The sequence below is a fragment of the Mesorhizobium sanjuanii genome, from assembly GCF_002529485.1.
GTDB classification, from domain to species: domain Bacteria; phylum Pseudomonadota; class Alphaproteobacteria; order Rhizobiales; family Rhizobiaceae; genus Mesorhizobium; species Mesorhizobium sanjuanii.
The window spans coordinates 1-19230 of sequence record NZ_NWQG01000137.1; the positions used below are offsets into that span (position 1 = coordinate 1).

Here is a 19230-nt window from a genome sequence, read left to right on the forward strand (position 1 = left end):
GACTTTAGGTGTAAATCCTGATTTTCTCGAAGAAATCATTGTTACTACCAAGCGCAAGCTTCCAGGAAAGAGCGATCGGCTCATCTATCTGACCGACAATTCGGACTTCACGATATTCCGCCGTCACGGCGTGATTTTCGAGTATCTGCCCCCATTAGTGGAGCAGCGGCTGCACGCAACCGACATGCCCTGGCAGGCTTATTTGCGGGAGCGCTGGGGGCTCCTTCTTGCAAAATGGCGGCCCCGCCGTGTGCTGGCTTACGGCACGAATATCGACAGTTTCCTGGGGGCAGCACCGGCGGCATCCGTCCACAAGGCGCCGGATATGCCCAAATCATGAGGCTGGACATTCTGTTTGTCGCCGATGTCCGCTTCGAAGGCGGCACATCCACGGCGCTCGCGGTGGAAATCCGAGCGACCGCCCGCGCGGGTTTCAAGACCGGCTTGCTGGCCGTGAAGGGACCACTGCTGCGTCACCCCAACCCGATGCACCCCGACTTGCGGGCACTAGTCGGTGTCGGCGCGACAGAACGGATCGATCCGGACATGAAGGTCGACGCCGACCTCGTCATACTGCATCATCCGACGATAATGTCCAACCGCTTCACCAGGCGGACCGGCATCCGGGCCGAGCGCCTGATCATGGTTCTCCATCATCCTATGGTCGACCGGCTAGGCAAGCTGCAGTACGATCTGGCGCGCATCATCAGCAATTGCCATTGGGCGTTTGGGGTCAAGGTTTGTCTCGCCCCCGTCAGCGCCATCGTTCGGGATGCTTTGCCCCGTCGCTTGCCTGCGGTCGCGGAACTCTTGCCGGAAAACTGGACTAATCTGATCGATCTCGACGACTGGCCCCGCAGGCCGGATGGCCCGCCGCACAATCCGGTTGTCATCGGCCGCCATGCCCGTCCGGATAAATTGAAATGGCCGAGCAGCGCCACCGATGCGCTTCGCATCTATCCTGCCGACGCAGCGCGCTACAGCATCAGGATCCTGGGCGGCGATTCCTTCCTCCAGGAACTCTATGGTCCGCTGCCGGCCAACTGGGAAATACTACCCTTTGCATGGACCGGCATTCCCGGGTTTCTCCAAGGGCTCGATTTCTATGTCTACTACCACAGCGATTCCTGGTCGGAGGCTTTTGGCCGCACGATCCTCGAAGCGCTCGCGGTAGGTCTCGTCACGATTCTGCCCGCACACTTCCAGCCATTGTTCGGTGACGCAGCAGTCTATGCGGCGCCGCGAGATGTTGAGGGGGTCATCGGCAAGTTCATCACCGACGCAGAGGCCTATGCGCAGCAATCGGCCTTGGCCAGGGACTTCGTTGCCCGGTACCATTCGGCCGAGCTCTTCCCGCAACGCCTTGAGAGGTTGTTCGACATTCCAAAACCACGGGTTTCGGTGGCCGTGCGAGCATCGATGATCCAGACTTTGCCGATACGTCAGGTGCTGTTTACATCGACCAACGGCATTGGAATGGGGCATCTTGCGCAGCAGATGGCTGTCGCTCAGCGACTGCCGCAAGGGCTGAAGCCCGTCTTTGCGACAATGTCCTATGCCATGAAAATTGCAGCCGACGAGGGTTATCACGCTCACTTCCTGACCCATCACCGCGGCATCGATGCCTCGCCCGAGGACTGGAACGACGTGCTTGCTGAAGAACTGTTCGACCTGATCAGCCATCTGCGTCCCGCGGTATTTGCCTATGACGCGACAGCTGTCTTCGAGGGGGTCGTCGCAGCCCTGGCCATGGACCCCAACCTGTTCTCGATCTGGGTGCGCCGGCCGATGTGGCGGGAATCACATCGGCCGTTCCTGGAGATGGCTGACGCTTTCGACGCTGTAATCGAGCCTGGCGAACTGGCCGATGAATTCGATCACGGCCCCACCTCGGAAGTGCGCGATAGGGTTCTGTTGGTTCCGCCGGTGCTGTTGCTGGGGCCAAATCAGCGCCTGGACAGAGCCGCCGCGCGCAACTTTCTCGAAATACCCGATGGCATGACCGTCGTCGCCCTGCAACTCGGCTCAGGCAGCAATTTCGACATGCGCAGCGTCCGCAACGGCGTTCTCAAAGCCCTGCTTGATCGTCCCGATACGCTGGTGCTGGATATCCGCTCGCCGATCCGCGCCGATTTCGAGTCGGACGAGCCGGTCGGTCCGAGGCATCGGATCGTCGAGCTGTTTCCGAGTTTCCGCTACAGCCGCGCATTCGACGCCGCGGTCGTCGCGCCTGGCTACAACACGTTCCATGAGAACATCCTTGGCGCGGTGCCGACCTTGTTCGTGCCCAACGAGAGCGACGAGATGGACCTGCAGCTCAACCGCGCCCGCTGGGCCGAGCTTGGCGGTTTTGGCCTACTGATGCGGCGCGACCATGACCTCCCGCATGTTGATCGCTTCATCGAACAACTGCTCGACCCCACCGAGCGCGAAAGAATGTCGGCGCGCTGCGAGGCGGTCCCCTGGACCAACGGCGCCGACGTCATCGCGCGCTACATAGAAGACCATGCCAGGATCATCCGGACCGACTGGGACATCACCAAAGATGCCTGACGTCACGGCTGAGCGGAACACTTCTGTTCGTGTCATCCAATGGCGTTGGCCTCGGCAAAGCCTACAAGCTGAACGCCGAAACCGACCTCGATGATATCGTGATCGCCTATGACGTGACGAATGGCGAGAACGTCGTCACCGACATGCAACTGCCGGATGGCGATTAAAGCCGAGCATGGTAGGCTGTAACTAATCTTCCGCTGTCGTGGAAGGCATGCGACGGCGCGTGCCTTGTGGGAGGTTAAGAGGCACACTTCAGTGGCCGAAGGCGCGCTCCAGTGCCTTCGGGTCGTTATGAACCGCAAACTTGTCCATGATCGTGGCGCTCGCATCGTTCATGCCGACTACCTCGACGTCCACGTTCTGCTTGCGGAATTTCAAAACCGCCCTGTCGATCGCGCCCACTCCCGTCAGGTCCCAGATATGGGCGTGAGAGACGTCGATACGCACACGGTCCAGATCCTCCCCGAAATCGAGGGCGTCGAGGAATTCGCCTGCCGTGGCAAAGAACAATTGGCCCAGAACGGTGTAGGTCCGCACCCGCCCGTCCTGCGAGCACTCAGAGCTGATCTTGAATATCTGCGCCACCTTCCACGCAAAGAAGATGCCGGAGAGCAACACGCCGACGCCGACACCGAGCGCGAGGTTATGCGTGCCTACGACAGTGATCACGGTCGCCAGCATGACGACGCTGGAGCGGCGCGGATGGGTGCGCAGGTCATTGAGGGAGGACCAGGAAAATGTGCCGATCGACACCATGATCATGATTGCCACCAAGGCCGGCATCGGCACGATCCTGACCCAGTCGTTGAGCAGCAGAAGCAGGACCAGAAGAAAGGCGCCGGCGACAAAGGCAGAAAGCCTGCCACGCCCACCCGACTTCACGTTGATCACCGACTGGCCGATCATGGCGCAGCCTGCCATTCCACCCAAGAAGCCGGTGCAGAAATTGGCGATGCCTTGACCAACGCATTCGCGGTTCTTGTCGCTTCTGGTGTCGGTCATCTGATCGACGATCGACGCTGTAAGCAGGCTTTCCAGCAAACCGACGGCCGCGACACCAACGGAATAGGGTAGAATGATCCAAAGCGTCTCCAACGTGTAAGGCACGTCGGGGATCAGAAAGGACGGTAGGCTCGACGGCAGTTCGCCGAGGTCGCCAACCGTGCGCACATCGAGCCCTAGCGCCAGTGATGCGGCGGTCAGCACCACGATGCAGACGAGAGGAGAGGGTATGGCCTTGGTGAGGCGCGGGAAAAGGTAGATGATCGCCAGCCCGGCCGCGATCATGGCGTAGGTCTGCCACGACTTGCCGAGCAACTCAGGCAGTTGCGCCATGAAGATGAGAATGGCGAGCGCGTTGACGAAGCCCGTAAGAACCGAGCGCGAAACAAAGCGCATGACATAGCCCAGCCGGACAAATCCGGCGAGAACCTGCAGCGCGCCGGCAAGGATTGTCGCAGCCAGAAGGTATTGTAGCCCGTGATCGCGCACCAGCGACACCATCAGCACGGCCGTTGCAGCAGTCGCTGCCGAGATCATCCCGGGTCTTCCCCCGGTGATTGAAATGATCACGGCGATGGAAAATGAAGCATAGAGCCCGACTTTGGGATCGACACCGGCGATGATGGAAAAACCGATCGCCTCCGGGATTAACGCCAAGGCGACAACGATGCCCGCGAGTATGTCGCCACGGATGTTGGAAAGCCAATCGCGGCGAAAAGTATCGAAGGAAAACATGAAAGTCCGAAATGCACAGCAAAGCCCCGTCGGCCAAAAGGCGAATGCTACCGGGTTTTGAAGATTGTCCGGCGGATTGGCGGCCGGAAGAGCCACCCGGGATTACACCGGGTCCGATCGAATGTTTTTTTTATAGCAGACCATTGCTGCAATGCAACATGTCGTGCGCTCGATCCCGCGCATCTGGATAAGAACGCCGTGCCTGGCTCCAATCAGGTCCGTGGATCGTGTACTGTGGTAAGACGTCGGGATCGAGGATCAGCGGACGTGGATGACGAGGGCTTGGCCGAGATCTCAGCTTGGTATGTTCGCTTCGCCGGTGCGGAAGCTCGCGGTCGCTCGCCGCTCTACGAGTATCTGGCTCGTGCGGTCGCTGGGGACCGGGAGACACTCGCAGGCGCCATAGGCGGCCGGGGATTACTTGTCATCCACACCTGTTCGGCTCCAGCCGAAGGCTCCACCGTTCAGGCGGCCATCCCGAAATCGAGCGCTGCCGCGCCGACCGTCAGCACGCCACCGGCCAGTGCGCCGGCGCCATGGATGTCGTGCCGCAGAAGAAGCACAAGCACAGCGCTTGCCGCCAGCACGCGCATAGTGCCGCCGCCCGATGCAATGCAACTCAACTCGAGTGGCCGGCGGGAGCGGTCGAACAACGGGGCCACCAGCAGGAAGCCGGCCAGCGCGCTGATGGCAATCGAATTGCCGGCCCCCACCGGTTGCCATGCCAATGCAATGGTTTCGGCAGCCAGCCCGCCGACAGCATAGACGACAAGCCACGTCCAGCGCGCCAGCATCTGCTCGGCCAGCGCACCGATGACCAGCAATGCGACAATGTTGGAGACGCCGCCGGCGAGCCATCCTTCCTGGAAAAACAGCGCCGTTCCCATGCGCCACCATTGTCCGGAAAGAATCGCCGAAGCGTTCCTTTCCACAAGCTGGAGAATCCAGGATTCAGCAACTTGCAGGGCAAGGCATGCGGCGAGTATGGCGCTCATCGACAAGGTTAACAGCGGCAGGCGCTTGTTCCGTTCCCTGATCTGGCCGGATCCCGCGATGATCGCCAGTATCCAAAAAACCTGCAATAACCATATATCGATCATCCTCGGTGCCTCCGTGCCTGCGCCGCGTCAGGCGATGCGTTTGACACTGCCCTTGGTTGGGCATTGTGAGAGGAAAGTTCGTCGGAAATACAACCGATCGACGTGATCGATGGCCTTGAGCCGCGGCAGGCCCGGCGCTTCCGGACCCGCCTCACCGTGGCCGGCGAAACACCCGCTTCAGAAGCGATACATCTGCCGGTCAGCCACGCGCAAAGCCGCTATTCGCGGCCATCAATATCTCAGACGGAGCCAAACTCGATCGCCCGGATCGATTGGACCCTAAAGCCACTCCAGGCGCCGGCCCTCCAGCCGGAGCAGGCGATCCTGCGGCACGTCCATCCTGACCGCGTCTTGCGCGGACATCCCAAGCACCAGGCGGAACAGCGCGCGCACGACACCGCCATGGGTCACGCAGACCGTTTGGCGATCGAGTGCCTCAAACCACGGCTTCACCCGTTCGAGCAGCCTCTGATAGCTTTCGGCGCCCTCGCCCGGCGGCTGGAAATTCCATTTGTCGAGGCGCCGTTGCCTGGTCGAACCGGGATCCCTGGCCTCGAGCTCGGCAAAGGTGAAACCCTGCCAGTCGCCAAAGCTCAACTCCACCAGCAGCGGCTCGGTGCGGTAGGCGTGCGGATCGAGCTTCATCGCCGCGCGCATCAGCTCCATCGTCTCGCGCGTGCGCCGCATCGGGCTGGCGACAAAGTCGAAATCCTGGGGATTATGGACGAATTCGGCGAGCCGGCGCCCGTTGCGGCTGGCCTGCTCGCGGCCGAGCGCATTGAGGTCGGTGTCGGCCTGTCCCTGCAGCCGGGCCTCGGCGTTCCACTCGGTCTGGCCGTGGCGCGCGATGTAGACGAGCGGATACATCAGGTCTTCCGGGTGAGGTCGGGACTAGACAGGCAGGGAAGGAACTAGTCCTTGACGGTCGAAATGTCGGGTGCGTCGACGGCCTTCATGCCGACGACGTGGTAGCCGGAATCGACATGGTGGATCTCGCCGGTGACGCCGCGTGAAAGGTCGGACAGGAGATAGACGGCGGAATCGCCGACCTCCTCCTGGGTCACCGTCTGCTTCAGCGGCGAATTGTATTCGTTCCACTTCAGGATGTAGCGGAAATCGCCGATGCCGGAGGCGGCCAACGTCTTGATCGGCCCGGCCGAGATGGCGTTGACGCGGATCTTCCTGGCGCCGAGGTCGACGGCCAGATAGCGCACGCTGGCTTCGAGCGCCGCCTTGGCCACACCCATGACGTTGTAGTGCGGCATCACCTTCTCCGCGCCATAATAGGTCAGCGTGAGCAGCGAGCCGCCCTCGCTCATCAGCGCCTCGGCGCGCTTGGCGATGGTGGTGAAGGAATACACCGAAATGTCCATGGTGCGCAGGAAATTGTCGCGCGTCGTCTCGACATAACGGCCGGTCAGCTCGTCCTTGTCGGAAAAGGCGATGGCGTGGACGAGGAAGTCGAGCTTGCCCCAATGCCTGGCGATATCGGCGAACACCGCATCGAGGCTTGCCGGGTCGGTGACGTCGCAATGGCCGGCGACATGCGCGTTGAGCTCGGCCGCCAGCGGCTCGACGCGCTTCTTGAACGCCTCGCCCTGATAGGTCAGCGCGATCTCGGCGCCGTGGTCGGCGCAGGCCTTGGCGATGCCATAGGCGATCGACCTGTTGTTGGCGACGCCAAGGATAAGGCCGCGTTTGCCGGCCATAAGGCCCTGTCCACCCGCCATGTGAGTGCTCTCCGCAAGATTTCTGCTTTGTGGACAGCCCTATCGCACAGGCACAGAGCCCCTTCAAGCGTGCAAAACGGACAGTTCGGGGGACAAAACCGTGAGATCAGCCTTTTCGGCTGCGGAACAGCGCTTCGAGATCGCTGTCGCCGCCTTCCGGCAGCATCAGCCGCACATGCGCATAGAGATCGCCGTGACCGCCGGCCTTTTCCGGCAGGCCCCTGCCCTTCAGCCTGAGCACCTTGTCCGAGCTCGACCAGGCGGGGATGTTGACCGCGAGCTTGCCGGTCGGGGTCTCGACCGCCACCTTGGCGCCAAGCACCGCATCGGCCAGCGTCACCGGCAGATCGGCATGCAGGTCTCGGCCATCGACGCGATAACGCGGATGCCGGCGAAAGCGGATCTTGACCAGCGCGTCGCCCGGTTGCGGCCCTTGCTCGCCCTGGCCCTTCAGCCGGATGGTCTGGCCATCCTCGACATAGGCCGGCAGCTTGACGGCGATCTTGCGGCCGTCGGGAAACATCGCCGTCACCTTCTGAGCGGTCGCAGCTTCCTCGATGGTTATATCCAGCGTCACGTTCAGGTCGGCGCCCGGCTGGGCCTGCCAGCGGTCGCCGGCACCCGCGCCGCGCGCTCCCGAAAAGGCATCGCCGAAAATCTGGCTGAAGATATCGCTGTTGCCGTCGAAAGGATCGCCGCCGGGGCGACCGGAGCGAAATTCGAAGCGCGAGCCGCCTGGCCCCTGCTGCCGGCGAAAGCCGGAAAAAGGATCGCCACCGCCCGCCGCACCCTCGAAACCCTGGAAACGCGGCTTGCCGTCGGCGTCGATCTCGCCGCGGTCGAAAGCCGCGCGGGCCTTCTCGTCGCCGACGATCTCGTAAGCCTGGTTGGCGGCGGCAAAACGGTCCTTCGCCTTGGGATCATTCGGATTCTGGTCCGGATGATGCTTCTTGGCGAGTTTGCGGTACGCCGATTTTATGTCCTTGGCCGATGCGTTCTTGGCAACGCCCAGCACCTCATAGGGGTCGCGCATGCTTCCTGCCTGCAAGAGAGTATGAGTCCACGATTGCCACCTATATGCGCCCGCATAGGAAGAAATTCCAGTGGCGGGCGGCCATTATGATGGCTGAAAATCAGAGCGCCTTGAAGTCCTGCATGCGCCAGGCGCCGGCGCCGGCCAGACAGACCTCGCCCTTGAACAGAGCGACGCCGTCGAAGCTTTCGCGCGACGCGGTGAAACGGCGGCACGTCTGGCCCCTGTCCCTGGACTCCGCCAGTTCGGTAATCGAGCCGCGCGAACCGGTATCGGCATTCGCCCAGGGAACGGCCTGCCCGTTGAGTTGCTCGATGTCGGCGGAAGATACCGCATTGCCGATCGTCGTCTGGTCCGAGGCGCGGTCCTGATCGACCGGCGAAGCGTTGGCTGACGTGCTTGAGGTCAGGATCGTGCGGTCGACCTCGGCCTGCTCCAAACTGAAGCCTCCACCACCGCAGGCGGCCAGCGGCAGGGCGACCAGAACGATCGCGGCCCCGATCGTCGCGGCCTTGGCGCTGGCCGAAGCAAATACGCTGCGTTGCCTGCTGTCAAAAGCTTGCGCGATACGCGACAATCGGCAATCTCCCCAGCCAGCGATCAAGATTTGGAAAAACTATGAGCGAAACCGGGTTAACAAGCGGTGACTTTACCGAGGTCGCCGAGCCGTTCCGCCTTTTTGCCGCATGGCTCGAGGACGCGACGAAGAGCGAGATCAACGATGCCAACGGCGTGGCGCTGGCGACCGTCGATGCCGAGGGCATGCCGGATGTGCGGATGGTGCTGCTCAAGGGGTTCGATGAAAGCGGGTTTGTCTTCTACACGAATTTCGAGAGCGCCAAGGGCCGCGAGATTCTTGGCAGCATGAAGGCGGCGATGTGCTTCCACTGGAAATCGCTGCGCCGGCAGGTGCGCGTGCGCGGGCCGGTGGAAATCGTCACCGAGGCGGAAGCTGACGCCTATTATGCGACGCGTCCGCGCGGCAGCCGGATCGGCGCCTGGGCATCAAAGCAGTCGCGGCCGCTGGAAAGCCGCTTCGCGCTGGAGAAGGCCGTCGCCGAATACACCGCGCGCTATCCGATCGGCGAGATCCCGCGACCGAAACACTGGTCAGGTTTCCGCATCGTGCCGCAAACGATCGAGTTCTGGCACGACCGGCCGTTTCGGCTGCACGACCGCATCGTCTTTTCGCGTGACGCCCAAGGCGGTTGGAACAAGACGCGGCTTTATCCCTGAGAGGTAACCTTGACGAACCATGTTGGTTCACAAATAATCCTAGTGAACCAAATGAAAGTTATGACCATGACCGCCTTTACCGTGCGCGTTCCGGACAAAACCGCAAACAGGCTTGACCAGCTTGCCGAAAAGCTTGACCGTTCGCGCTCCTATGTGGCCGCCCAAGCCATTGAGGACTTTGTCGCCCGTGAGGAATGGCAACTCGCTGAGATAGAGGCCGGGTTGGCCGAAGCCGAGCGCGGCGATTTTGCCAGTGATCGTGATGTGGCCACTGTTGTCGGGAAATATGTCAAGTCCGCCCGCCAAGCATGAGCCGCAAAAGAATCCGCTGGACCAAGCGAGCGCTGCGCCGGCTTGACGAAATCGGCGCACATATCGAGAAGGACAACCCTGAAGCGGCCGCCCGAGTCATTGCGCGCATCGTGACGGCGGCGGAACATCTCGCCGAACAACCGGCTATGGGGCGCATCGGGCGCATCAAAGCGACGAGGGAGCTCGTTTTGGTTGATATCTCATATATCATCCCCTATCACGTCAACGGCGAGACTGTCGAAATCCTCACCGTCATGCACGCCGCCCAACGGTGGCCGCAAACCCTGTAAAATCACCCGGCACCCAGGTCCGCCGCATCAGGCGACTCCGCCTCAGCCCGCCTTCTTCCTGGTCATGAAGGCCGTCAGCGCCGCGCGGGCCTCGTCGGATTTCAACCGTTCGCGGAAATGCTCGCTCTCCTCGCCGATGCGAGCGACAAGGTCCTCGCGGGAGCCGCGCATCAGGTCGCGCGCGATCTTCAGCGCCTGCGGCGGCTTGGCGGCGATCTGGGCGGCGGCGGCCAGAACCGAGGCTTCGAGCGCCCCTTCCGCGACCACCTCGTAGATCAGCCCGGCGGCCTTGGCGCGCTCGGCGGAAAAGCCTTCGCCGAGGCCAAGCAGCGCGAAGGCGCCTTGCCGGCCGAGCACCTGCGGCGCAAGCAGGCTGGACCCTGCCTCAGGCACCAGGCCGAGATCGACGAAGGGCGTGCGGAACACAGTGCGCGGCGTGGCGAAGGTCAGGTCGCAATGCAAATTGAGCGTGGTGCCGATACCGACGGCGATGCCGTCGACGCCGGACACCATGGGTTTTTCCACTTTGGCCAGCGCCATCAGGAAATCCCAGACCTCGGTGCCGCCCTCGCCGCCGGTGGCGACAACCATGAAATCGGCAAGGTCGTTGCCGGACGAGAAGGCGCCGGGTACGCCCAGAAAGACATGGACGCGGACCGCCGGATCGGCGTCGCCCTCGACAAGGGCAGCCGACATTCTCGCGTACATGGCGCGTGTCAGCGCATTCTTCTTGTCCGGGCGGTTCATGCGGATGATCTGGATGGCGCCCTGGCGCTCGACGAGGATATGGTCTGTCACGGTTTTTCCTTGTGAACGTCAGAGCGGAAAATTCAGGCGGAAATCAGCGCCTTGCCGGCATCGGCAAGGCTGTCGGCGCCGCCAATGACGCGCTCGTTCAGCGCGCGCACCTCGCCAAGCAGGTTTTCGGCAAAGAAGCGGCACAGCGGCACGCGGGTTTGGTCGGCAAGCCCGCCGCGCGCCAGATAGACGCCACCGGCGGCAAGCGAGAACAGCCTGAGATAGGGCGTGGCGCCGGCCAGCGCCGCGTCCGAACGACCATCGGCGAGCAGCTTTTGCAGGAAGCGCGTCACCTCGGTGAGGTCGTCCAGTGCCTGGTCGAGGCTGTCGGCCGTGCGGCCGAAACCCCTGAGGTTCGAGGTTCGCACGGAACTGGCGACCGCTTTCAGTTCGGCGATGTAGCCATGCACGTGCTCGCCGCCGCCGAGCGGCAATTTGCGCGCCACCAGATCGATCGCCTGGATGCCGTTGGTGCCTTCGTAGATCGGGGCGATGCGCGCGTCGCGATAAAGTGCCGCCGCGCCCGTCTCCTCGATGAACCCCATGCCGCCATGCACCTGCACCCCAAGCGAGGCGACCTCGACGCCGATATCGGTGGAAAAGGCCTTGGCCAGCGGCGTCAGCAGATTGGCGCGGTCGCGCCAATGCGCGGCGTCGCCGTGCGAGACGCGCGCGCAATCGATGGCATGCGCGCAGGAATAGCTGATGGACCGCGCAATCTGCGTCAGCGCCTTCATGGTCAAGAGATTGCGCTGCACATCCGGATGATGAACGATCGGCGCCATGCCAGGCCCGCCATAGCTCGCAGTCTTGCCTTGCCGGCGTTCATTGGCATAGGCAATCGCCTTCTGCGTCGCCATCTCGGCGACCGCGACGCCCTGCATGCCAATGGCAAGGCGGGCATTGTTCATCATGGTGAACATGCAGGCGAGGCCCTTGTTCTCCTCGCCGACCAGCCAGCCGATCGCGCCAGGCGACGCGCCTTCGAAACCATCGCCATAGATCATGGTGCAAGTCGGCGAGGCGTGGATACCGAGCTTGTGTTCCAGTCCGGAGCAGAAGACGTCGTTGCGTGCGCCGAGCGTGCCATCGTCGCCAACCAGGAATTTCGGCACCAGGAACAGCGAAATGCCCCGCGTGCCGGCCGGCGCGTCGGGCAGCCGCGCCAGCACCAGATGGACGATGTTGTCGGTGAGATCGTGCTCGCCATAGGTGATGAATATCTTCTGGCCGAAGATACGATAGGTGCCGTCGCCGGCCGGCTCGGCGCGGGCGCGCAAGGCATTCAGATCCGAGCCCGCCTGCGGCTCGGTCAGGTTCATCGTGCCCATCCATTCGCCGGAGACGAGCTTTTCCAGGTATCTCGCCTTCAGTTCCCGCGACGCATGCTTGTCGAGCGCTTCGACCGCGCCCATGGTCAGCGTCGGACCCACGCCGAAGGCCATGGCGGCGGAGTTCCACATTTCGAGCGCGGCAACGCCGAGCATGGTCGGCAGGCCCTGACCGCCGAATTCTTCCGGCGCCGACAGCGCGTTCCAACCGCCATCGATCCAGCGGCGATAAAGCGCCTTCCAGCCGGGCGGCATGGTCACGGCCGCATCCTTCAGCACAGCCCCCTGTTCGTCACCGACCTTGTAGAGCGGCGCCACCTCCTCGCTGGCGAAGCGGCCGGCCTCCGCCAGAATGGCATCGACCAGGTCCTCGCCGAGTTCGCCGAAAGTGCCGGCGTCGAGCGCCGGCTTCAGGCCGGCGACGTGCTTCAACGTGAAGGCGATATCCTCGATCGGTGCCCGATACATGCCGCTTTGTCCTCCTCAAACTGGCGGGTCAACCTAAGACCGCAGGCGACACAAAACCATCGGTCTTTGGGTCGCTCCTCCATCTTCGTTTTACGTAAACGTCAACTTTTGTCACGCGGATTTTGCAAATGCCGCAGCGCACGTTAAATTTGCCAAAGTCGGATCAAGTTCGTCCCGCGTATGACCCTGGATCGGAACCGCGCCATGCTGGCCAGACCTGACGCCTATCGCTGCATCGAATGCGGCCTGCCCTATCGATCGACAGGCTTTTCCTATCATAAGGGCATGATCGAAAACGGCGCCGCCTACTGGTCGGACCGTGGCATCTTGTGTTCGCCGCGCTGTTCGCTGGCCCATCATCGCAAGCGCGCGGCCGAGGGGACGCTGCCGCAAGCGCCGGCGCCCGACCCGTTCGAGGTTCGATTGTTGCTTCGCCGATGACCCTCGTCAGCTTAGCAGATCGAGGTTGTCCATTGTTACAGTGCTGGCCTTGATAGCTACACGTATGATGGCAAGAGTTTGGTGAGGTGGAACGCCCAGCCAGCGATCGGTCTCGACTGTCAGCTTCGTAACCAAGTCATCATCCTGAAGCAGACAGAATGTCCTCTCATGAAAAATAACACCCTTTTCGGAAAGAACGTTTATTTCTCCTAATGTCGGAATTCGCAATGCGTCGAATAAAGTCTTGACGCGATTGTCAATATCACCGTGAATTCCCTGGCGGTCATTTGAATGGCGATTTCTCAGAATCGTAACGTTAATCTCGGCAAGCAACCCAACCGACGTGGAGATTAGTGGCGCGAATTCAAATCCGTTTCGAACCTCAAGGACACCGAGATTGCTCTCGGATCGTGACCTCAGCCAATCATTATTCTTTAACGGCTGGAGCGACCACAGAGCTTCCATCTGCGGATGTATCACCATGCGGACGTCATGGATTCTTTCAAGAGTGGCCGACTTGCCGCGTGGTGGTAAGTTCCCATCGAAAATAAGGTGGAATTGCATATTTCAACCCCTCAGGTGCCACATGATGGACCGCGTCTCAGTCAAGAGCACTAAAAGTCCAAACAGAAGCAGACAGACACAATTGCGAATGTCCAATACTGATTTGGCCAGCGCCATTTGGCGAAAGCATTTCGTTAACCATGGCGGTTCAGGATCGGTGTTTGGTCAGCGGGGATTCCCTGTTTGAAAAAGCCGGCGCACCCTCTTCGCCGTTTAGCGCTTCTTGCCATCACGGCTGCGATGGCGCTGACGCCGGCGGCAAAGGCCTCGGATTTCTCCGAGCCGTGGAAGAATGCCGACCGGGCACTGGTCGTCGACGCCTACGAGTACAATCCCATCGACTGGGGCCAGCTTGCCACCGACAAGCGGATCGTCGGCTTCATCAACAAGGCGTCCGACGGGATGCCGCCCCCCTATTCCTGTTTCGGCGACGAGACCGAGGCGCGGCTCTGCAAGACGCTGTGGAAGCGTTATGCGGTGGCGCGCGAACTGTTCCAGACGCGCAAGGTGGTGGCCAAGGCGCTCGGCCTGAAGTGGGGCGCCTATCATCTCGCCCGCCCCGGCAATCCGATCGGACAGGCCAATAATTTCATCGATTTCGCCCAACCCGGACCGGACGACCTGCTTGCCCTCGACATCGAGGATGACGATCCCACGCAATGGATGTCACTCGAGGATGCCGAGGAATTCGTGCGCCAGGTGCATCGGCGGATCGGCCGCTTTCCGGTGCTCTACACGAACGGCATGACCGCCGGACACATCGCCGACAACAGGTACCAGTACCGGCTGCTGTCGCGGCTGCCGCTCTGGTATGCGCGCTACAAGCCCGACATCGGCGTGCACTTTCCGATGGGCAACTGGCAAGGCTACGCGCTGTGGCAGTTTTCGGCGAAAGCGAATTGCGGCCGCTTCCGCTGCCCGTACCGGGTCGCCGGCACACCCACCGACATCGACGTCAACGTCGCGCCTATGGATGCCGCGACACTGCGCGCGCAATGGCCCTTTGGCGGCCTGATCGACATGCAGCCGGATTACCTGGCCTCGATACCAGTGCCTCTCTCGCGTGAGGCCGCACTCGCGGGCAATGTCACCATCACCTACGCCACCGTGGCGACGCCGCCGAGCTTCGACGAAATGGTTTCGGTGTTCAGCGCGCGCTGGGTCAGATTCCGCAGCGGCTTTCAAATGCCCGCGGTGATGGCGGCGACGCGTCAGCCGCGCGGGATCGCCGAGTATGTGGCCTGGGCACGGAAGGAAATGCGCGTCGCATCCCCCTTTGAGGCCGCGCCTGCCCGAGGCGATACGCTCAGCACCGCCTCGACCGAGTCCGACCGCGGCCTGCGTTGAAGCATCGGATCAACGGCGGCTTCCCATGCTGGCGTACATGCCGGTGGTGCGGAACTGACTGGGCGTAATGCCGTAGCAGCGGCGAAAGACCTTCGAAAAATAATTCGCATCCTCGAAGCCGCACATGATGGCGACTTCCTTCACCGGCAGGAACTGACGGTGCGGGCGCTGATCACGGAAAATCGCGAACACCTCTACCACGCGGCGATGATGGATCCGCATACCGCGGCCGAGCTCGACCTCGACCAGATATGGTCGCTGGTCGATGATCTGCTCGCCGCTCATGGCGACTGGCTGCCGGCATGGGCAAGAACGCGCGCCAAGACCGAGGCGGCCTGATCGCTCCAACAGGCTGGGATCAGGAGCCAGCTTTTTCGCGCGCCACGGCCTGCCAGCCGATGTCGCGGCGGCAAAAGCCTTGCGGCCAATCGATCCGGTCGAGCCCGGCGTAGGCCTTCTTCTGCGCCTCGCCGACCGTCTTGCCGAGCGCCGTGACGTTGAGCACGCGACCGCCATTGGCGACCAGCGCGCCGCCGTTGATGGCCGTGCCGGCATGGAATATCTCGACGCCGTCACCAGCCGCCTCTTCGACGCCGCGAATGACCGAACCCTTTTCCGGCGTACCGGGATAGCCCCTCGCCGCCATCACCACGGTCAGCGCTGCCTCTTCGCGCCAGCGTATGGAGGTGTGCGCAAGCTGACCGTCGACGGCGGCGTTGAGCAGCACCAGGAGATCGTCCTTCAGCCGCATCATCAGCACCTGGCATTCCGGGTCGCCGAAGCGGGTGTTGTATTCGATCAGCTTCGGCCCCTTGTCCGTGATCATCAGCCCGGCAAACAGCACGCCGGAAAACGGCGCGCCTGTTTCGGCCATGCCGCGCATGGTCGGCTCGATGATCTCGCGCATGGTGCGGTCGATCATCTCCGGCGTCATCACCGGGGCTGGCGAATAGGCGCCCATGCCGCCGGTGTTCGGGCCGGTGTCACCGTCGCCGACACGCTTGTGATCCTGAGCGGTGCCGAACGGCAGCGCGGTGACGCCGTCGCACAGGCAGAAGAAACTCGCCTCCTCACCGGTGAGGAACTCCTCGACCACCACTTCGGCGCCTGCCTGCCCGAAGGAGCCGTCGAAACAGGCATCGAGCGCAGCCAGCGCTTCGGGCAGTGTCATGGCGACGGTAACGCCCTTGCCGGCCGCCAGCCCGTCGGCCTTGATGACGATCGGCGCGCCCATGGTCTGGACATAGACCCTGGCCGACGCCAGATCGCCGAAGCGGCCATAGGCAGCCGTCGGGATATCGTATTTGGCGCAGAGGTCCTTGGTGAAGCCCTTGGAGCCTTCAAGCCGTGCTGCCGCCCTGGACGGACCGAAGACCCGGATACCCGCGGCGCGCAAATCATCGGCAATGCCGGCGACCAGCGGTCCTTCCGGACCAACGACGACAAGATCGATTTTCTTCTCCTGGCAGAAGGCGGCGACCGCGGCATGATCGGCAATGTCGAGCTTGACCAGCTCGGCGTCGCTGCCGATGCCCGGATTGCCGGGTGCGGCATAAAGTTTGGTCAAAAGCGGCGAGGCCCCGATCTTCCAGGCCAGGGCATGTTCGCGGCCACCGGAGCCGATCAACAAAACGCGCATGCCCATGTTCCTTCATTCCACAACAGGGACTGCGCTATTGCGCCTCGCACGGCTGGTCAAGACATTTGGGCAGCATCAGCGCGGTTGCGCACGGGAACGTCAGACATCAATCTTCGGTGAGCGCGGCGCGATCAGCTGCGAAAGACGACCGGGAACCAATCCTCGCGCAGTTTTTGTCCGGGCTTCATGTCGTGGCCTGGGTAAGGAGGAGAGGTGCGGCCGGGCCGCTCGACATAGCGCGCATCGTCGCCGACCCAGCGCAGCGACAGCGCGCGGCGCCGCGCCGCAGTCATGTTGCCGCGGGCGCCATGCGCGGTCCTGAAGTCGAACAGGATGGCGTCGCCCGGTTGCATTTCCCATTCGAGAACCTCCATGCCGGGATCCTGGTCGGGATCGGGCACCGGCAGATAGTCGCCCTCGGCGGCGTAGAAATTGCTGTCGTCGAGCCAGCGCACCGGCAGGATCATCCTGTCCCATTTGTGCGAGCCGGCAATCACGCGCAACGTCGCTTCCTTGACCGGATCGATCGGGATCCAGAAGCTGACCGTTTGCCGCCCGTCGACGAAGTAATAAGGGATGTCCTGATGCCATGGCGTCGGCTTCTGCGTGCCGGGTTCCTTGACCAGAACGTGATCGTGGAAGAACTGCGCGGTGCGCGATTGCATCACCGCCGCCGCCAGTTCGGCCGCTGGTGATTCCCGGACCACCTTGACGAATTCGGGAATGCGCTCCCAGTTGCAATAGTCGTCGAAGAAACTGCCGCGGCCATTGGCGATATCGGAAGCGGTGGCGCTGCGGTTCTCGATGTTGCGCTCGATGCCGGCGGCAATCGTGTCGACCCAATCCTTGAAAGCACCGCGGATGCAGACGGCGCCATCGCGCTGATAGTCTTCTATGGTTTCGGCGTCGATCTCATGCTGGGAGGCCATCGCGTTCTCCTACGGGGGATGGCCAACTATCGCAGTCGGTGCACGACAGGTAAACATCGATCAGCAGCCGTCGAATGCGGCGCTGGCGCTCGTTGCGAGAGGATGGCCGTAACGATGTTTCACATCATGGCCATTCGGCTTGACGCTTGACGGCTTTCATCGCTGCTGCCACTTCAGCGGGATGGAAAACATCCAATCGAAAGCAGCCCAGGGACGCGTCGCCGATGCGCCGAGCGGCCATTGGGTCTATCGGGTGCTGCCGCGCTGGCTGTGGCCCTATGCGCAGCTTGCAAGGTGGGACCGGCCGATAGGCTGGCAGCTGCTGCTGTGGCCGTGCTGGTGGTCGGCAGCCCTTGCCGCGAGCGCCTATCCCCGCCCCTCGGATCCACTGCTGACGCTGTTGCCGGCGCCGTGGTATCTCCTGCTGTTCCTGATCGGCGCCATCGCCATGCGTGGCGCCGGCTGCACCTATAACGACGTGGTCGACGAGGACATCGACAACCAGGTGGAACGCACGCGTTCGCGGCCATTGCCGGCGGGAAAGATCACGCGCCGGCAGGCTTGGGCGTTTGTCGCCCTTCAGGCACTGGTCGGGCTGGCGGTGCTTTTGCAGTTCAACGCCTTCGCCATCCCGCTCGGCATCGTTTCGCTCGTCATCGTCGCCGTCTACCCATTCATGAAGCGATTCACCAACTGGCCGCAACTGGTTCTCGGCCTTGCCTTTTCCTGGGGTGCGCTGATGGGATGGGCGGTCGAGTTCGGCGATCTCGATGGCCCGGCCATCATGCTCTATATCGGCTCGATCCTGTGGGTGATCGGCTACGACACGATCTACGCGCATCAGGACAAGGAGGACGACGCCATCGTCGGCGTGCGCTCGACCGCGCGCCTGTTCGGCGAAAACACCAAGACCTGGCTCGTGGGGCTCTATGGCGGCGCGCTGGTCTGCTTCGCCATCGCCTTCGCCTCGGCGCAGGCGCCGGTGCCGGCGCTGGCCGGGCTGATCGCCGCCGGCGCCCATATGGCGCGGCAGATCGCCAGGCTGGACATCGACGATCCGGACCAGTGCCTCAAGCTGTTCCAGTCGAACAACCAGGTCGGCTGGCTGATCTTTCTCGGCCTGATCGGTGGCGCGATGTGGGTGGCGCTGAAGCCGCTCGTCTAGCAGCGCGCGAAGATCCCATCAGCCGCATGCATCGACACATCCAGGCAGTTCACCAGGGAACTGACCCCAGGCAAGACGTGACGGGCAACCGAATCCAATGTCTTGCGTTAATCAAGCAATCGGTGAACTAGCCTCAAGGCAGTAAGGATGACTTACGAGATTGATATGCGCCATGCTCGTGACAGAGATCTCCTGTCGGGAAGCGAGCCTTATGTGATTGAGTGTTTCGCGAGGCAAAACGGCATCACGGCCGCCCAGGTGCACACCCTTATGAGGCGATATGGAAGCCGCCGTACGGTGCTCGAAGCCGCGCTGAAGCGCTTTGACCGAGCCCAGCTCCGTAAGCGCCAGCAGGCAAGGTGGGAGCGCGATTGATGCCTCAACTGGTGGTATTTGTGATTAAAAATCTTGCGACGGGAGCAATGATCGGGCTCTTTGTGGCAGGTTGGCTGGTCGCTTTTGGCTCCTTCGCAGACCTTTTGCCTTCGGGCGACGACAGTTACTTGGCGATTGGGATAGTGGCGTATTCGATGGCTTCCACATTTGGCCTCGGC

The 19230-nt window shown here is 62.3% G+C and carries 22 protein-coding genes, 3 pseudogenes and 1 other annotated feature; of the genes and pseudogenes, 13 read left to right on the plus strand and 12 right to left on the minus strand.

Annotated features, from left to right (window positions below; genetic code table 11):
* From CN311_RS32650 to CN311_RS20340, 3 genes and pseudogenes are all read left to right on the plus strand, one after another.
* Positions 1-340 (plus strand): hypothetical protein (locus CN311_RS32650; RefSeq protein WP_165779775.1); only part of this gene is annotated, 340 nt, incomplete at its 5' end.
* Positions 337-2553: a glycosyltransferase family 1 protein gene (locus CN311_RS20335; protein WP_097575512.1), complete on the plus strand. Its 2217-nt coding sequence runs from the start codon at positions 337-339 to the stop codon at positions 2551-2553. The genes CN311_RS32650 and CN311_RS20335, both read left to right, overlap by 4 nt.
* A gap of 53 nt (positions 2554-2606) precedes the next feature.
* Positions 2607-2720: pseudogene (locus tag CN311_RS20340) on the plus strand (DUF1344 domain-containing protein); the annotation flags it as partial.
* Between the two features lie 88 nt (positions 2721-2808).
* Here CN311_RS20340 and CN311_RS20345 read toward each other — a convergent pair.
* Together CN311_RS20345 and CN311_RS20350 are read right to left on the minus strand one after the other, a co-directional pair.
* Complete coding sequence (locus CN311_RS20345) at positions 2809-4293, minus strand: SulP family inorganic anion transporter (RefSeq protein WP_097575514.1); 1485 nt, start codon at positions 4291-4293, stop codon at positions 2809-2811.
* Between the two features lie 62 nt (positions 4294-4355).
* Positions 4356-4411, minus strand: a sequence feature (sul1 is cis-regulatory element that is thought to sense ions involved in sulfur or methionine metabolism; They are found in Alphaproteobacteria).
* A gap of 346 nt (positions 4412-4757) precedes the next feature.
* Positions 4758-5288: a rhomboid family intramembrane serine protease gene (locus CN311_RS20350; protein WP_208866544.1), complete on the minus strand. Its 531-nt coding sequence runs from the start codon at positions 5286-5288 to the stop codon at positions 4758-4760.
* Here CN311_RS20350 and CN311_RS32655 point away from each other — a divergent pair.
* Positions 5278-5499: a hypothetical protein gene (locus CN311_RS32655; RefSeq protein ID WP_165779777.1), complete on the plus strand. Its 222-nt coding sequence runs from the start codon at positions 5278-5280 to the stop codon at positions 5497-5499. The two genes, CN311_RS20350 and CN311_RS32655, sit on opposite strands and share 11 nt — an antisense overlap.
* A gap of 173 nt (positions 5500-5672) precedes the next feature.
* Here CN311_RS32655 and CN311_RS20355 read toward each other — a convergent pair whose 3' ends face one another.
* The 4 genes from CN311_RS20355 to CN311_RS20370 form a co-directional block, all read right to left on the minus strand.
* Positions 5673-6260: a histidine phosphatase family protein gene (locus CN311_RS20355; RefSeq protein ID WP_097575516.1), complete on the minus strand. Its 588-nt coding sequence runs from the start codon at positions 6258-6260 to the stop codon at positions 5673-5675.
* Between the two features lie 44 nt (positions 6261-6304).
* Positions 6305-7123, minus strand: coding sequence for an enoyl-ACP reductase FabI (fabI, locus tag CN311_RS20360; protein ID WP_097575517.1), 819 nt, complete (start codon positions 7121-7123; stop codon positions 6305-6307).
* A gap of 106 nt (positions 7124-7229) precedes the next feature.
* Positions 7230-8156, minus strand: coding sequence for a DnaJ C-terminal domain-containing protein (locus tag CN311_RS20365; protein ID WP_097575518.1), 927 nt, complete (start codon positions 8154-8156; stop codon positions 7230-7232).
* 100 nt (positions 8157-8256) lie between these two features.
* The gene (locus CN311_RS20370) at positions 8257-8733 is read right to left on the minus strand and encodes an RT0821/Lpp0805 family surface protein (RefSeq protein WP_097575519.1); all 477 of its coding nucleotides are present in this window, start codon (positions 8731-8733) and stop codon (positions 8257-8259) included.
* Positions 8734-8774: 41 nt separating this feature from the next.
* Between CN311_RS20370 and pdxH the strand changes: the two genes are divergently transcribed.
* The 3 genes from pdxH (at position 8775) to CN311_RS20385 (ending at position 9994) form a co-directional block, all read left to right on the plus strand.
* A complete protein-coding gene (gene pdxH, locus CN311_RS20375; protein ID WP_097575520.1) occupies positions 8775-9392 on the plus strand; it encodes a pyridoxamine 5'-phosphate oxidase in 618 nt (205 codons plus the stop codon).
* A 66-nt stretch (positions 9393-9458) separates the two neighbouring features.
* The gene (locus CN311_RS20380) at positions 9459-9704 is read left to right on the plus strand and encodes a CopG family ribbon-helix-helix protein (RefSeq protein ID WP_097575529.1); all 246 of its coding nucleotides are present in this window, start codon (positions 9459-9461) and stop codon (positions 9702-9704) included.
* A complete protein-coding gene (locus tag CN311_RS20385; protein ID WP_097575521.1) occupies positions 9701-9994 on the plus strand; it encodes a type II toxin-antitoxin system RelE/ParE family toxin in 294 nt (97 codons plus the stop codon). The genes CN311_RS20380 and CN311_RS20385 overlap by 4 nt, the downstream gene beginning before the upstream one ends.
* Positions 9995-10036: 42 nt before the next feature.
* Here the strand turns inward: CN311_RS20385 and CN311_RS20390 are convergent, their stop codons facing one another.
* The gene (locus CN311_RS20390) at positions 10037-10792 is read right to left on the minus strand and encodes a crotonase/enoyl-CoA hydratase family protein (RefSeq protein WP_097575522.1); all 756 of its coding nucleotides are present in this window, start codon (positions 10790-10792) and stop codon (positions 10037-10039) included.
* Between the two features lie 32 nt (positions 10793-10824).
* A complete protein-coding gene (locus CN311_RS20395; protein WP_097575523.1) occupies positions 10825-12591 on the minus strand; it encodes an acyl-CoA dehydrogenase family protein in 1767 nt (588 codons plus the stop codon).
* Between the two features lie 204 nt (positions 12592-12795).
* On the opposite strand from CN311_RS20395, the gene CN311_RS20400 reads away from it, so the two are divergent.
* Entirely contained in the window at positions 12796-13032 is a 237-nt protein-coding gene (locus CN311_RS20400; protein ID WP_097575530.1) for a hypothetical protein, read from the plus strand.
* Between the two features lie 6 nt (positions 13033-13038).
* On the opposite strand, the gene CN311_RS20405 is transcribed toward CN311_RS20400, so the two are convergent.
* Positions 13039-13596: a hypothetical protein gene (locus CN311_RS20405; RefSeq protein ID WP_133117223.1), complete on the minus strand. Its 558-nt coding sequence runs from the start codon at positions 13594-13596 to the stop codon at positions 13039-13041.
* Positions 13597-13836: 240 nt separating this feature from the next.
* Here CN311_RS20405 and CN311_RS20410 point away from each other — a divergent pair, with 240 nt between their 5' ends.
* Positions 13837-14943 carry a glycoside hydrolase family 25 protein gene (locus tag CN311_RS20410; RefSeq protein WP_097575525.1) on the plus strand — a complete coding sequence of 369 codons (1107 nt, stop codon included), beginning with the start codon at positions 13837-13839 and terminating at the stop codon, positions 14941-14943.
* A 9-nt stretch (positions 14944-14952) separates the two neighbouring features.
* Here CN311_RS20410 and CN311_RS20415 read toward each other — a convergent pair.
* Positions 14953-15096, minus strand: a pseudogene (locus CN311_RS20415) (AraC family transcriptional regulator); the annotation flags it as partial.
* On the opposite strand from CN311_RS20415, the pseudogene CN311_RS20420 reads away from it, so the two are divergent.
* Positions 15091-15282: pseudogene (locus tag CN311_RS20420) on the plus strand (alpha-glucosidase/alpha-galactosidase); the annotation flags it as partial. The pseudogenes CN311_RS20415 and CN311_RS20420 sit on opposite strands and share 6 nt — an antisense overlap.
* 19 nt (positions 15283-15301) lie before the next feature.
* Here the strand turns inward: CN311_RS20420 and purD are convergent.
* Together purD and CN311_RS20430 are read right to left on the minus strand one after the other, a co-directional pair.
* Positions 15302-16582, minus strand: a complete 1281-nt coding sequence (purD, locus tag CN311_RS20425; RefSeq protein WP_097575531.1) for a phosphoribosylamine--glycine ligase — start codon at positions 16580-16582, stop codon at positions 15302-15304.
* Between the two features lie 131 nt (positions 16583-16713).
* Entirely contained in the window at positions 16714-17511 is a 798-nt protein-coding gene (locus CN311_RS20430; protein ID WP_097575526.1) for a phytanoyl-CoA dioxygenase family protein, read from the minus strand.
* A gap of 181 nt (positions 17512-17692) precedes the next feature.
* Between CN311_RS20430 and ubiA the strand changes: the two genes are divergently transcribed.
* The 3 genes from ubiA to CN311_RS33010 all read left to right on the plus strand — a co-directional run.
* On the plus strand, positions 17693-18676 hold the full coding sequence (gene ubiA, locus CN311_RS20435; RefSeq protein WP_097575527.1) for a 4-hydroxybenzoate octaprenyltransferase: 984 nt from the start codon (positions 17693-17695) through the stop codon (positions 18674-18676).
* A 147-nt stretch (positions 18677-18823) separates the two neighbouring features.
* Positions 18824-19051, plus strand: a complete 228-nt coding sequence (locus CN311_RS20440) for a DUF3606 domain-containing protein (RefSeq protein ID WP_097575528.1) — start codon at positions 18824-18826, stop codon at positions 19049-19051.
* The coding region (locus CN311_RS33010; RefSeq protein ID WP_208866545.1) for a hypothetical protein at positions 19051-19230 on the plus strand (180 nt) is incomplete at its 3' end. The genes CN311_RS20440 and CN311_RS33010, both read left to right, overlap by 1 nt.

Coding starts and splice junctions, on each gene's coding strand:
- purD (WP_097575531.1), bottom strand. CDS start 16,582: ATGCGCGTTTTGTTGATCGGCTCCGGTGGCCGCGAACATGCCCTGGCC.
- CN311_RS20405 (WP_133117223.1), bottom strand. CDS start 13,596: ATGCAATTCCACCTTATTTTCGATGGGAACTTACCACCACGCGGCAAG.
- ubiA (WP_097575527.1), top strand. CDS start 17,693: ATGGAAAACATCCAATCGAAAGCAGCCCAGGGACGCGTCGCCGATGCG.
- pdxH (WP_097575520.1), top strand. CDS start 8,775: ATGAGCGAAACCGGGTTAACAAGCGGTGACTTTACCGAGGTCGCCGAG.
- CN311_RS20400 (WP_097575530.1), top strand. CDS start 12,796: ATGCTGGCCAGACCTGACGCCTATCGCTGCATCGAATGCGGCCTGCCC.
- CN311_RS20345 (WP_097575514.1), bottom strand. CDS start 4,293: ATGTTTTCCTTCGATACTTTTCGCCGCGATTGGCTTTCCAACATCCGT.
- CN311_RS20410 (WP_097575525.1), top strand. CDS start 13,837: ATGGCGCTGACGCCGGCGGCAAAGGCCTCGGATTTCTCCGAGCCGTGG.
- CN311_RS20365 (WP_097575518.1), bottom strand. CDS start 8,156: ATGCGCGACCCCTATGAGGTGCTGGGCGTTGCCAAGAACGCATCGGCC.
- CN311_RS20355 (WP_097575516.1), bottom strand. CDS start 6,260: ATGTATCCGCTCGTCTACATCGCGCGCCACGGCCAGACCGAGTGGAAC.
- fabI (WP_097575517.1), bottom strand. CDS start 7,123: ATGGCGGGTGGACAGGGCCTTATGGCCGGCAAACGCGGCCTTATCCTT.
- CN311_RS20395 (WP_097575523.1), bottom strand. CDS start 12,591: ATGTATCGGGCACCGATCGAGGATATCGCCTTCACGTTGAAGCACGTC.
- CN311_RS20440 (WP_097575528.1), top strand. CDS start 18,824: ATGACTTACGAGATTGATATGCGCCATGCTCGTGACAGAGATCTCCTG.
- CN311_RS32655 (WP_165779777.1), top strand. CDS start 5,278: ATGGCGCTCATCGACAAGGTTAACAGCGGCAGGCGCTTGTTCCGTTCC.
- CN311_RS20350 (WP_208866544.1), bottom strand. CDS start 5,288: ATGAGCGCCATACTCGCCGCATGCCTTGCCCTGCAAGTTGCTGAATCC.
- CN311_RS20430 (WP_097575526.1), bottom strand. CDS start 17,511: ATGGCCTCCCAGCATGAGATCGACGCCGAAACCATAGAAGACTATCAG.
- CN311_RS20385 (WP_097575521.1), top strand. CDS start 9,701: ATGAGCCGCAAAAGAATCCGCTGGACCAAGCGAGCGCTGCGCCGGCTT.
- CN311_RS20380 (WP_097575529.1), top strand. CDS start 9,459: ATGACCGCCTTTACCGTGCGCGTTCCGGACAAAACCGCAAACAGGCTT.
- CN311_RS20335 (WP_097575512.1), top strand. CDS start 337: ATGAGGCTGGACATTCTGTTTGTCGCCGATGTCCGCTTCGAAGGCGGC.